The organism is Barrientosiimonas endolithica (genome assembly GCF_030296655.1).
Taxonomy (GTDB): Bacteria; Actinomycetota; Actinomycetes; order Actinomycetales; family Dermatophilaceae; genus Barrientosiimonas; species Barrientosiimonas humi.
Map to the genome: position 1 here is coordinate 2,664,226 of NZ_AP027735.1, position 12,740 is coordinate 2,676,965.

Genomic DNA, 12,740 nt, shown 5'->3' on the forward strand with positions numbered 1-12,740 from the left:
CCTTTCGGGTCGATCAGATTCGGGCGCGGCGGGCGCAGGCTGCGCCGCTCACCGCGGGGACGACGACGCCCCGGGGCACCCGGACGGGGCGCCCGGGGCGCGTCGAGAAGTCAGGAGTCGTCAGCCGACGACCGCGAGCACGTCGCGAGCCGAGAGGATGAGCAGCTCGTCGCCGCCGTACTTCACCTCGGTGCCGCCGTACTTGCTGTAGATGACCTTGTCGCCGACCTTGACGTCCAGCGGCACCCGCTGGCCGTTGTCGTCGATGCGACCGGGACCGATCGCCAGGACCTCGCCCTCCTGGGGCTTCTCCTTGGCGGTGTCCGGGATGACCAGACCGGACGCGGTCGTCTGCTCGGCCTCGACCGACTTGACGACGATGCGGTCCTCGAGCGGCTTGATGTTCACCGACACGGTGTGACCTTCCTTGTGAGGTGCGCTGCGCGAAGCAGCAGGGATCCGTCCTGCTCGCCCGGGGTCAGAGCCAAGACCGGTGGCGCGCCGTCGCGGGGGTCGCGCTGTGCGGTCGGGGCTGGCACTTGCCCCTGGCGAGTGCCAGAACTGAATCTAGGCGGGCGTTAGCACTCGGTCAACTCGAGTGCCAGAAATTCGTCTGCCGAGCACCGGCCGTACGTCCGGCTCAGGTGGTCCAAGCCCGCCAGAGCGCGGCGTACTCGCCGTCGCGCGCCAGCAGCTCCTCGTGCGAGCCGAGCTCGGCGATGCGCCCGTCGATCACCACCGCGATCCGGTCGGCGTCGTGCGCGGTGTGCAGCCGGTGCGCGATCGCGACGACCGTGCGGCCGGTGAGCAGCGCGTTCATCGACCCCTCGAGGTGGCGGGCGGTGCGCGGGTCGATGAGCGAGGTGGCCTCGTCGAGCACGATGGTGTGCGGGTCGGCGAGCACCAGCCGGGCCAGCGCGACCTGCTGGGCGCGGCCGGGCGACAGCTCCAGGTTGCCGGAGCCGACCTTGGTGCCGAGGCCCTCGGGCAGCTGCTCGACCCAGCCGCGCGCGTCGACGGCCTCCAGCGCCGTCAGCAGCTCGTCGTCGCTCGCGCCCTCGCGGCCCAGCATCAGGTTGTCGCGGATCGTGCCGATGAAGATGTGGTGCTCCTGGGTGACCAGGGCGACCTCGCGGCGCAGCAGCGGCAGCGGCAGCCGGGTGAGCTCGACTCCCCGACCTGCACGCTGCCGGTGCGCGGGCCGTGGATGCCGGCGAGCAGCCGCCCGAGCGTCGACTTGCCCGACCCGCTCGGACCGACGATCGCGAGCCGCTCCCCCGTGCGCAGCTCCAGGTCGATGCCGTGCAGCACGTCGTGACCCTCGCGGTAGGCGTAGCGCAGGTCGCGCCCCGAGAGCGCGACACCGTCGGGGCGCTCCTGCCCCTCGTCGCGGTCGCGCGGCACCGTGGAGATGCCGAGCAGTCGCGCGGTCGAGGCGATGCCGACCTGCACCCGGTCGACCGTGGCGACGAGCATGTCGAACGGGCCCCAGATCATCCCCGTGTAGAGGATCGCCGTGGTGATCTGTCCGATCGAGACCCAGCCCCTGGCGTACGCGATCGCGCCCACCGCGAGCACGAAGACCCGGGGAGGCTGAACGCCAGGTCCATGGCGACGAACAACAGGTTGCGCAGCGACATGGTGTAGCGCTCGGCCTCGCTGGACACGTCGAGGTCGGCGCGGCCGCGGCCGAGGCGCCGCTCGGTGAGGCCGAGCGCCTCGACGGTGCGCGCGCCGGTGACGGTCTCGGTGAGGGTCGTGTTGATCCGGGCGTAGCTGCCGGCCTCGGTGAGGTAGCCGGCGGGCGCGCGGCGCAGGTATCGCCGGATCTGCAGCATCGCGAGCGCCATCGGGACGATCGTGGTGAGCGCGAGCAGCGGCGAGTTGATGACCATCGCGACCAGCGCGAGCGCCACGGTGATCAGCGCGAACACCGACTCCGGCAGCGCCCAGGCCACCGAGTCGCTCATCGTGCCGGCGTCGCGGGTGACGCGGGTGACCAGGTCGCCGGACGTCGCCGACTCCACCCGCGACAGCGGCAGGTGCAGGATGTCGCGGGTGATCCGCTCGCGGGCGGTCGCGAGGATGCCCTGGCCCAGCCGGGCGGCGGTGGCCTTGGCGACGAAGGTGAGCGCGGCCTGCGCGACCACGACGACCGCGACCAGCAGCGCCATCTCGTCGGCGGCGGCGATCGCCGAGGAGACGGCCCCGCGGCCGATGTCGGCGATGGCGGAGTCGACCAGACGTCCGAGCAGCAGCGGGACCAGCAGTCCGGCCGCGGCGGCGAGCACGTTGGCGAGCACGAGCAGCAGCCCGAGACGGCGGCGCTCGGCCAGCAGGCCGCCGACGAACCGGACGACCTGGCGCGCGGTGGCGACGGGCAGCCCGCCGTGCGGCTCGCGCAGCTCGCGGGCGAAGTCCTGGGCGCGCTCGGCGCGCAGCAGGTGACGGCGGCGCAGCGCCCGCGCACGCGGCAGCGGACCTCCGCCGGGCCGGTGGGTGAGCAGCTCGGGGACCGGCTCCTCCCCCGCCCGGGTCGTGCTGTCGCTCCAGGTGCGCGCCGACTCGGCCGCGATCTGCTCGGGCAGGCCGGTGCGCTCGGGCTCGGAGGACGTACGAGTGCTGGTGTGGCTCATGGCTGCGTCACCTCCTCGACGGACTCGGCGGGTTCGGCGTCGTCGCCGCGGACGACGGTGGCGCGGTAGTCGGGGTTGCCGGCCAGCAGGTCGGCGTGGTTGCCGCGGGCGACCTCGCGGCCGCCGGCGACCAGCACGACCTCGTCGGCGTGGTGCAGCAGCAGCGGCGACGCGGTGACGACCACCGTGGTGCGGCCGCGCCGGTGCTCGGCCAGCCGCTCGGCGATGCGCGCCTCGGTGTGGGCGTCGACGGCCGAGGTGGGTTCGACGAGCACCAGCACCTCGGGGTCGGCGGTGAGCGCCCGGGCAAGGACCAGCCGCTGGCGCTGACCGCCGGACAGGCCGCGGCCGTTCTCGTCGACGCGCCCGCCCCAGCCGCCGGGCACGGCGTCGAAGACGTCTTCGGCGGCGGCCGTGTGCAGCGCGCGCTCAGCCTGCGCACGCGAGGCGTGCCCCCACGGGTCGACGGCCGACTGCAGGGTGCCGGCGAAGATCTGCGGCGTCGCGTCGCTCACGACCACCTGGTGGCGGTATCGCTCGAGCGGCACCCGGGAGACGTCGACGCCGGCGACGGTGACGCCCCACGGGCGCGCGGCGCGCTCGCGGTCGGCCCGCTCCTGCTCGGCGCGGCGGCGGGCCCGCTCGGCCCGCTCCTTGCGCGCGGCGCGGCCGCGCAGGTGCTCGGGCAGCTCCTCGCTGACCTGGGCCTCGGCGTCCTTGGGGAGGTATCGGCCGAGGCGGTCGGCCAGCGCCGCGGTGTCGTCGGGCACCGCCGAGACGAGCATGGTGAGCCGGCCGGGCTCGATGCGGGTGCCGGAGGCCTCGTCGACGATCGTCGCCTCGCCCGGCAGCTCCAGCGGGTCGACCGGGGACACCCACGGCGCCTGCTGGGAGAGGACCGCGCGGGCCTTCGTCGCCGACACGTGGGCGCGGGTGAGCTTCTGGGCGAACTCCACGAAGGTGCGCATCGGCTCGATGAGCATCACGGCGTAGCCGAGGAGGCTGACCAGCTGGCCGACGGTGAGCTCGCCGGTGGCGACGTCGCGCACGCCGAGCCACATCAGCAGCACGACGAACGCCCCGGAGAGCAGCACGCCCATCGCGTCGACCGACGCCTGCCAGATGCCGGCGCGGGTGCCGGCCTCGCGCACGCGCTGCGACTGGGCGGTGAAGTTGCCGCCGAACGTCGACTCGCCGCCGATGCCGCGCAGGATGCGCAGCCCGGCCACGATGTCGGTGGACAGCGAGGTGAGGTCGGAGTTGCGGGAGCGCTCGATGCCGCGCCAGCGCTGCAGCGGGCGCAGAAGGGGCGCGCCGAGCACCACGAGCAGCGGCGCGGCCAGCAGCACGATCAGGCCGAGCTCGACCGACGTGCGCAGCACGATCACCGCGACCGCGAGGTAGGCCAGCAGCTGGGAGATCGTGCGCCCGGTGATCTCCATGAGCGCGCCGAACTGGTCGCCGTCGCTGCCCGAGACCGACAGCACCTCGCCGGCGGGCGTGCGGCGCGGGAGCACGTGGCCGAGGCTGAGCGACTTGCGGGTGACGAGGCTGGTGGTGCCGTAGAGCGCGACCAGCCACTGCCGCACGATGACGGTGTGGAACAGGATGCCGAACGAGGCACCCACCACGGTCACGACCGCCAGCAGGGCGACCCCGCGCACGGTGGCTCCGGTGTCGCCGGTGACCAGGCCCTGGTCGATGGTCCAGCCGACCAGCCAGGGCCCGACGACCTGCGGCACCATCCACATGCACGACATGAGGGTGCCGATCCACACCAGGCTCCCCTGGGCACGGAACATCGACCCCAGCAGGCGCATCGGCGAGCGGGTGTCGGGCTCGGACGCACCGGGGGTGAGGTAGGCCTCGACGGGAGGCGGGAAGTCGCGCATGGCGGGACAACGCTAGGCGGTGGCACCGACCGGCGCGAACGGTTTTCCGAGCGGCATGCGGCTCGGCCAGGTGCGCAACGGCTGCAGCGCGCGGCCACCGCCCGCCCACCGCCGTGAGAGTGCACGACACGCCCATCGCGCGGCGGTGCTATGGGCGTGTCGTGCACTCACGGAGCGCCGCCCGCTCGCCCGCCCCCGCCGACCTCGTGACTGGTCGATCAGCCGCCGGGGATGCGGACGACCTGGCGCAGCGCGACCTCGACACCCTCCGGGGCCGCCGCAGCTGCCGGGCCGACCAGATCGGTCTTGACCGCACGGGAGGCGACGGACAGAGCGACCTCGACGTCGGACGACACCGGCACGAGGTAGGCGGTGCTCGGGGTCGCAGACTCGCCGGCGGCCTGCCCCGCCGCGTCACGAGCGGCTCGCTGCGGCGTGGCGCCGCTGACCGACAGCCGCAGAGCCGGAGCGGCGGCGAGGCGGTAGTACGTCGGCGATCCCTCGGTCTCGTCCCACGACCCGACGGTGTGGTCGGTGCGCACGAGGCCGCGGACCACCAGCCACTCCTGACCTTGCGGGGCCCAGCCGAGTCCGGCGACCCACGGGCCCCGACGCGTCCGCAGCTCGCACGCCACCTGGTCGAGCCGGACCCCGTCGACCGTGACCGGGTCGGCGCCGTCGGGGACGCAGTCCGGCGCCTCGGAGCGCCGGTCCAGGTTGCGCTGCGGTTCCGCTGACCGGCCGGGCAGATCGCGGTTCTCGGCCTGGGCGACCACGGCGATCTCACCCGTGGCCGGCACGCGCGTCGTCACCGAGCCGTTGCTCTGCAGGCTGCGGATGCCGTCGGCAACCGGGAACACGCGGTCGCCGACGCGCAGGAGCAGACGGGTGGCCGGCTCCCGGAGCTCGGCGGCCGCAGCACCCGGCCAGGGCGCCGGACCGACGGGGGATGCGTCAACCCTCCAGGTCACGCCCACGAGCCGCCCGTCGTCGGCGGTGAACGTCGATCCCCCGTCGCGGACCTCGGACACGGTCCCCGCCTCGATCCGCAGGATGCCGCCACCGGGCAGGGCGACGTTCGACTTGCCGCCGTTGTGGATCGAGACCGCACTGCCGCGCACCTGCTGCCCCGCCTCCAGCTCCGGCGGACGCAGCCAGATCAGCACAGCACCGATGACCGCGGCGACGAGCAGCACCTTCGCCACGGGACGGACGTACGCCCGCGCCGCGCCGTCCCCGGCGCGACCGGAGTCGTTCGTCGCGGTCATGCCAGATCCACCGCCGCCGGGACCTCCCAGGTCCGCTCGAACCTGACACGCCGCGGGGCGTCGCCCTCGCGCTCCACCTGCGTGGAGACCCAGAGCCGCACGCGCACCGGCGCACCGTTGGGCGCGTCCAGCACGACCTCGGGGAACTCGACGCTCAGGCTGCTGGATCTCATGCTGATCGGGACCCGCTCCACCGGTGGGGAGACGACTCGCGCGCCCGACGCCGACACTCCCCCGGCGACACCGGCTGCGGGGGCTCCAGCCGGGTGCGGCGGTCGCCCGGGCCCCAGATCGATGTCACCTCCAACGCCGGATCGGTGACCACCACCCACTCACGACCGGTCGGCGCCCAGCCGCGACCGGCGACATACGGCGTCCGCTGCCAGCCCGCAGTCACCCAGCTGGTCCACACCAGACCGCCGTTGCCGGACTCGGGCAGCTGGGAGTCGAGGACGTCGATGCTGGTCCGCCCCCGAGCGCGGTAGAGGCTGCGGAACGAGCCCGCGTCCCGGCGACCGGTGAACAGCTCTACCGACTGCCTGCGCCCGGCGTACGACACCGTCGCCGTGAGCTCGTCCACGTCACCCGGGAGCGCCAGCACGGCTGAGCCCTCGTCGGCCTGGGCAGCGACGTCGCCACCCAGGTCGACCTCCCGGCCGCCGGTCGCCAGGCGCAGGCCGACCCGCTGCAGGTCCTGGCCCTGATAGAGCACCAGCGCGGGCACGCCGTTCTGGTCAGTGATGCGCCACTGGGTCTCGACCAGTCGGCCGCCTCGGGGTGGTCGCACGCTCCCGTCGGACTCGACGCCGACCTGGGTGCTGACGACCACCTCCCGCCCGTCCGGCAACCGGAAGCGTGCCGACGCCTCGCGCTCGGCGAACACCTGCAGCTCCCCGGCAGCACGCCCACCGGCGCGCGGTCGCGCCACTGGTCGTTCCACAACCACCACCCACCGCCGGCCACGAGCGCGACGACGAGCAGACCCACCAGAGCCCGCGACGACGTACGCCGTCGTGGCGCGGGCGTCTCGGAGTCCGCCGGGACGACGGAGGCGGGGGTCATGCCGTTGCGACGCCGAGCTCGACACGGAGGTTCCGGCGACGACGAGCCACACACCCCCGCGAGCCGGGCTAGGTGATCGCCTTCTGGATCTCGGTCGCGGCCAGCCAGACGAACGCCGCGGCGCACAGCACCATCAGCAGGTTGGACCACCAGCCGTTGCGCCAGCGCGCCGGCACCCGGTCGGTGTTGAGCAGCCAGAGCAGCGTGACCGCGAGGAACGGCATGAAGAACGCGCCGAGCACGCCGTACGCCAGGATCAGCCAGACCGGCCGCCCGAACATCACCAGGACGATGGGCGGGATCGTCAGCCACAGGATGTACGCCCGGTACCACTTCCCGCCCGCGCGCCGCTCGGGGTCGTCCTGGCTGAGCCCCTTCAGGTGGCCGACGAGGTCGGCGAACATCAGCGAGACGCCGTTCCACACGCCGATCAGCGACGACATGGCCGCGGAGAAGAACCCGACGAGGAACAGCTTCCCGAACCACTCGCCGTAGCGGTCGGCGAGCACGCCGGACAGGTCGAGCAGCCCCTGGTCGCCGGTGCTGACCGCGATCCGCGCGGAGTAGAGCAGCTCGGCCCCGACGATCAGCGTGGCGACCACGAAGATGCCGGTGACCAGGTAGGCCACCCGGTTGTCGAGCCGCATGACCCCCATCGACCGCTCGTCGGTCCAGCCCTTCTCGCGGATCCAGTAGCCGTAGGCCGCCAGCGTGATCGTGCCGCCGACGCCTCCGCCGACCGCGAGCATGTTGACCACACCGCCCTCGGGGATCGTCGGCACCAGACCCGCGACCAGCTCGCCGAGGTTCGGCAGCGTGCGGATCGCCGCGCCCACCATCGTCACGAACATCAGCGCGACCAGCGCGGCGCAGATCTTCTCGAACAGGGAGTACCGGCCCATCCACACCAGCGCGAGACCGATCAGCCCGCAGGCGATGCCCCACACCTTGACGCTGAGGAAGGGGAACAGCGAGTGCAGCGGCAGCCCCGTTCCGGCCATCGCGGCGGCGCCGTAGACGAAGCCCCACACGACGATGTACGGCACGAAGTAGATGTGCGTCCAGGTGCCGAGGGTGGACCAGCCCTCGTAGATCGTCTTTCCCGTCGCGAGGAGTACCGCCCGGCGCCCTCGACGAGCACGATCTTCATGAGGCAGCCGACGACGACCGCCCACAGCAGCGCGTAGCCGTACTTCTGCCCGGCGATCAGCGTCGCGACCAGGTCGGCCGCGCCGACGCCGGTGGCCGCGACCACCAGCCCCGGACCGACGAGCTTCCAACGGGGCGTGCTGGTCTGGGCTTCGGTGCTCACCGGGTCATCGAACCACCAAAGGGGTGTGCCGAACGACGATTTCGTACGCCGTCGCCCGGCGCGGGCGCGCGCCCGCACCACCCCGCACGGGGCTCAGCCCAGCGGCAGCGTCTGCGGCGGCGGCCCGTGCGTCGGGTCGACGCCGTCGAACAGGCTGGAGACCGACTCGCCGGCATGGCTGCGGGCGATGGCCTCGGCGAACAGCGTGGCGATCGAGCGCACCTGCAGCTGCGGCCATCCCTCGGGGGCGGGCACGGTGTCGGTGGTCACGACCTCGCGGATCATCGGGTGCCCCTGCAGCCGCTGGACCGCCGGCCCGGCGAACAGCCCGTGCGTGCACGCCACCGCGGCCTCGGTCGAGCCGAAGTCCTTGAGCCGCTCCAGCAGCTCGATGATCGAGCCTCCGGTGGCGATCTCGTCGTCGAGCACGATCGCGCGCTTGCCCGCGACGTCGCCGACGATCGCGTCGATGACGACCTTGTCGTCGGCCTTGCGCTGCTTGCTGCCGGCCGCGACCGGGAGCCCCAGCAGCCGCGCGAACTGGGTGGCGGTCTTGGCGTTGCCGAGGTCGGGCGAGACCACGACGGTGTCGGTCAGGTCCTGCCCGCGGAAGTGGTCGGCGAGCACGCCGATGGCGGTGAGGTGGTCGACCGGCACCGAGAAGAAGCCGTGCACCTGCGGCGCGTGCAGCGCCATGGTGATCACCCGGTTGACCCCCGCCGTGGCGAGCATGTCGGCCACGAGCCGGCCGCCGAGCGAGATGCGCGACGCGTCCTTCTTGTCCGAGCGGGCGTACGCGAAGTGCGGGATCACCGCGGTCACCTGGGCGGCCGAGGCGCCCTTGGCGGCGTCGACCATGAGCAGCAGCTCCATGAGGTGCTCCTGCGTCGGCGGCACCAGCGACTGCACGATGTAGACGTCGCGCTGGCGGCAGTTGGCGAGCAGCTGCACCTGCAGGCAGTCGTTGCTGAAGCGCTTGATGTCGACCTCGCTGAGCCGCACCCCGAGGTGGGCGCAGATGCTGCGGGCGAGCGCAGGGTGGGCCGAGCCGGAGAAGACGACGATGTCGCGCACGAGACCTCCAGGGGGCGTCCGGCTTCCAGGGTTGTGCCGTACGTCTTCGGCAGCGTAAGCGCTCAGGCGCGCCCGCGGGCGGCCTCGGTGCTGAACAGCTCGACCTTGTCGGTCGGGCCGGCGACCACGAGCTCGTGGTCACGCTCGACCACGGTCTCGGGGCGGGCGTACTCGAAGTCCTCGCGGACCTTCTTCACACCCACCACGGTGACGCCGAACTTGGTGCGCAGCGCGACGTCGGCGAGCGACTTGTCCCACGCCCAGCGCGGGGCGGCGGTGCGGGCGATGGCGAAGCCGTCGTCGAACTCCAGGTAGTCCGACAGCGACCCGGAGATCATGTGCGCCACCCGTTCGCCCATCGCCGACTCGGGGTAGACGACGTGCCGGGCGCCGATGCGCTCGAGGATCTTGCCGTGCTGCTTGGTGATCGCCTTGGCCCAGATGTCGGTGACGCCCAGGTCGGCGAGGTTGACCACGGTCAGCACGCTCGCCTCGACGTCGGTGCCGATCGCGACGATGCCCCGCTCGAACTCGGCGACGCCGACCTGGCGCAGCGCCTCGGGGTCGGTGGAGTCGACGACGGCGGTGTAGGTCAGGTCGTCGGCGAACTTCTGCACCAGCTCGGGGTTCTCGTCGATCGCGACGACGTCCCAGCCCTGGTCGATGAGGCTGCGGGCGGTGGCTGCGCCGAACCGGCCGAGGCCGACGACGAGCACGGCCCGGTCACCGGGGCTCGGGGGTTTGCGGAACGCCATGGTGTCCTTCCGGGGTCAACCGACGATGGGGCGCTCGTCGGCGAGGCGGTAGCGGCGGTGCCGCCGGTTGAGGGCCAACGAGGTGACCACGGTGATCGTGCCGACTCGGCCGATGAACATCAACACCATGAGCACGACCTGCGCCGGCGCGTTGAGGCCGGTGGTCACGTTGGCGGACAGCCCGACCGTGCAGAACGCCGACATCGCCTCGAAGACGACCCGGTTGAGCGGCTGGTCGGTGAACAGGGTGAGCGCGATCGTGCCGGCGACCACGCACGCGACGCCGCCGAGGGCGATGGTGAGCGCCTGGCGCTGCACGTCCTCGGGGATGCGGCGGTGGGCGAAGATGACGTCCTTCTCGCCGCGGATCTCGGCGACCATGACGAACAGCAGGATCAGGAACGTCGTGATCTTGATGCCGCCGGCGGTGCCGGCGCTGCCGCCGCCGATGAACATCAGCACCAGGTGGGTGACCATCGTCTCGTCGGAGATCAGCGTGTAGTCGACCGAGTTGAACCCGGCGGTGCGCGGGAAGACGGCGCCGGCGAGCGCGCCCACGCCCTTGTCGTACACCGACAGCGGGCCGAGGGTGCCGGGGTTGGCCCACTCGAACGCTGCGAACGAGACGAACCCGATGCTGAACAGCGCCAGCGAGCCGTAGACGGTCAGCCGGGTGTGCACCGACCAGGAGTCGGGCTTGCGCCACTTGTTGCGCAGCTCGAACAGCACCGGGTAGCCCAGGCCGCCGACGAAGATCCCGAAGCACAGCGGCCCGATGATCATGATGTCGCCGACGTAGCGCGAGACGCTGTCCGGCCACAGCGAGAAGCCGGCGGAGTTGGCGCCCGAGACGCCGTGGAAGATCCCCTGCCACAGCGCGGTCGGCCAGACCATGTCGTAGCCGAACCGGAAGCGCAGCACCAGGCAGGTGACCACGACCAGCTCGAGCAGCAGGAACAGCCGGACGATGCGGGCCAGCAGCAGGCGTACGTCCCCGACGCTCAGCGTGTGCGCGTCGCGCTGGGCGGCCATCCGGTCGCGGATGCCGAGCCGGCCGCGCACGAACAGCGCGGTGAGCGTGCCGAGCGTGACGATCCCGAGGCCACCGAGCTGGACCAGCAGCAGGATCACGCCCTGGCCGAACGGGGTCCAGTAGGTGCCGGTGTCGACCGTCGTGAGGCCGGTGATGCACACGCCCGACACGGCGGTGAACAGCGCGGTCACGACCGGCGCGTTGCCCGGCCCGACCGTCGCGAACGGCATGAGCAGCAGCGTGGTCCCGACCGCGATGGCGGACAGGTAGGCGGTCACCACCATCCGGGCAGGCGTGGTGAGCAGGCTGCGCGACTTTCCTTCGCTCATCCGATGATCGGCCGTTCTTCGGGGAGGCGGTAACGGCGGTGGCGGTGCTGGGCGCGCAGCGCCATCGATGTCGCGAAGGTAATGGGTCCGACGCGTCCGACGAACATCAGCAGCATCAGCACGACCTGCGAGGGGACGTCGAGCGTGGGGGTGACCCCCGCCGACAGACCCACCGTCGCGAAGGCCGACGAGGCCTCGAACATCGCGAGGCTGAGCGGCAGCCCGGCCAGCAGCATGAGCACCATCGCCCCGCCCGCGACCAGCGCCACGCCACCGAGCGCGACGGTCAGCGCCTGGCGCACCGTGTGCGAGCTGATCGAGCGGTGCGACATGACCGCGTCGCGCTCGCCGCGGATCTCGGCCCACATCGCACCGGCCAGCACGAGGAACGTCGTGATCTTGATGCCGCCCGCGGTGCCTGCGCTGCCGCCGCCGATGAACATGAGCACGCTGGTCACGAGCAACGTCTCCTCCTGCGCGGAGGCGTAGTCGATCGAGTTGAAGCCCACCGTGCGGGGGAAGGCTGTGCCGCCGAGCGCACCGACGAGCTTGCCACCCACCGACATCGGACCGAGCGTGTCGCGGTTGGTCCACTCCAGCGCGAGGAACGCGACGAACCCGATCGCGAGCAGCGCGACCGTGCCGGCCACGGTGAGGCGGGTGTGCAGCGACCAGCGGTGGGGTGTACGCCAGCGTCGCCACACCTCGAACACCACCGGGTAGCCGATGCCCCCGAGGATGGCCGCGCCCGAGATGACGCCGATGAGCCACAGGTCGGTCGCGAAGCTCACCAGGCTGTCGGAGTAGAGCGCGAAGCCGGCGTTGTTGACGCTGGAGATGGCGTGGAAGAACGCGTGCCAGGCGGCGGTGCCCCAGTCACCGTCGTACGCCTGCCGGAAGCGCACGAGCAGGAAGCAGAAGACGGCCAGCTCCAGCAGCAGGAACCAGCGCACCACCCGCCCCACGACCTGGCGCACGTCGCCGAGGTGGGTGCTGTGCGTGTCGGCCGCCGCGAGCTGGCGGTCGCGCTGACCGAGCCGGCCGCGCACCGCGAGCGCCAGCAGCGTCGCGAGCGTCATGATCCCGAGCCCGCCGATCTGGATGAGCGCCGCGATGACCACCTGCCCGAAGGGGGTCCAGTAGGTCGCGGTGTCCACCGTGGTCAGGCCCGTGATGCACACCGCGCTGACCGCGGTGAAGATCGCCGCCGACACCGAGCCGCTGCCCGGCTGGGTCGTCGCGATCGGCAGCAGGAGCAGCAGGCTGCCGACGATCACGGCCAGCGCGTAGGCGGTGACGACCAGCCGCGCCGGGGTCGCGATCAGGCGCGTCATCCGGTGCCTCCGTGCGCGGTCGTCTGCGATTCGGTCGTGCGCCAG

10 protein-coding genes and 2 pseudogenes are annotated in these 12,740 nt (G+C 72.4%); all 12 read right to left on the minus strand.

Annotation, left to right across the window (positions count from 1 at the left end; translation table 11 throughout):
• Window positions 1-120: 120 nt before the first annotated feature.
• Window positions 121-414, minus strand: a complete 294-nt coding sequence (gene groES, locus QUE40_RS13540; protein WP_142006233.1) for a co-chaperone GroES — start codon at window positions 412-414, stop codon at window positions 121-123.
• A 226-nt stretch (window positions 415-640) separates the two neighbouring features.
• Window positions 641-1,497 (minus strand): annotated as a pseudogene (locus QUE40_RS19365) (ABC transporter ATP-binding protein).
• Window positions 1,494-2,636: an ABC transporter transmembrane domain-containing protein gene (locus QUE40_RS19370; RefSeq protein ID WP_350226974.1), complete on the minus strand. Its 1,143-nt coding sequence runs from the start codon at window positions 2,634-2,636 to the stop codon at window positions 1,494-1,496. Before QUE40_RS19370 ends, QUE40_RS19365 begins: the two are co-directional and overlap by 4 nt.
• Window positions 2,633-4,528 carry an ABC transporter transmembrane domain-containing protein gene (locus QUE40_RS13550; RefSeq protein ID WP_289231312.1) on the minus strand — a complete coding sequence of 632 codons (1,896 nt, stop codon included), beginning with the start codon at window positions 4,526-4,528 and terminating at the stop codon, window positions 2,633-2,635. The genes QUE40_RS19370 and QUE40_RS13550 overlap by 4 nt, the downstream gene beginning before the upstream one ends.
• A 218-nt stretch (window positions 4,529-4,746) precedes the next feature.
• Entirely contained in the window at window positions 4,747-5,796 is a 1,050-nt protein-coding gene (locus tag QUE40_RS13555) for a hypothetical protein (protein WP_289231313.1), read from the minus strand.
• Window positions 5,793-5,969, minus strand: a complete 177-nt coding sequence (locus QUE40_RS13560; protein WP_289231314.1) for a hypothetical protein — start codon at window positions 5,967-5,969, stop codon at window positions 5,793-5,795. Before QUE40_RS13560 ends, QUE40_RS13555 begins: the two co-directional genes overlap by 4 nt.
• Window positions 5,966-6,724, minus strand: a complete 759-nt coding sequence (locus tag QUE40_RS13565) for a hypothetical protein (protein ID WP_289231315.1) — start codon at window positions 6,722-6,724, stop codon at window positions 5,966-5,968. Before QUE40_RS13565 ends, QUE40_RS13560 begins: the two co-directional genes overlap by 4 nt.
• 202 nt (window positions 6,725-6,926) lie before the next feature.
• Window positions 6,927-8,170: pseudogene (locus QUE40_RS13570) on the minus strand (Nramp family divalent metal transporter).
• Window positions 8,171-8,263: 93 nt separating this feature from the next.
• Window positions 8,264-9,244, minus strand: a complete 981-nt coding sequence (locus QUE40_RS13575) for a ribose-phosphate diphosphokinase (protein ID WP_142006242.1) — start codon at window positions 9,242-9,244, stop codon at window positions 8,264-8,266.
• 62 nt (window positions 9,245-9,306) lie between these two features.
• Entirely contained in the window at window positions 9,307-9,999 is a 693-nt protein-coding gene (locus tag QUE40_RS13580; protein WP_142006244.1) for a potassium channel family protein, read from the minus strand.
• Window positions 10,000-10,014: 15 nt separating this feature from the next.
• Window positions 10,015-11,361, minus strand: coding sequence for a TrkH family potassium uptake protein (locus tag QUE40_RS13585; RefSeq protein ID WP_289231316.1), 1,347 nt, complete (start codon window positions 11,359-11,361; stop codon window positions 10,015-10,017).
• The gene (locus tag QUE40_RS13590) at window positions 11,358-12,695 is read right to left on the minus strand and encodes a TrkH family potassium uptake protein (protein WP_142006246.1); all 1,338 of its coding nucleotides are present in this window, start codon (window positions 12,693-12,695) and stop codon (window positions 11,358-11,360) included. Before QUE40_RS13590 ends, QUE40_RS13585 begins: the two co-directional genes overlap by 4 nt.
• Between the last annotated feature and the right edge of the window lie 45 nt (window positions 12,696-12,740).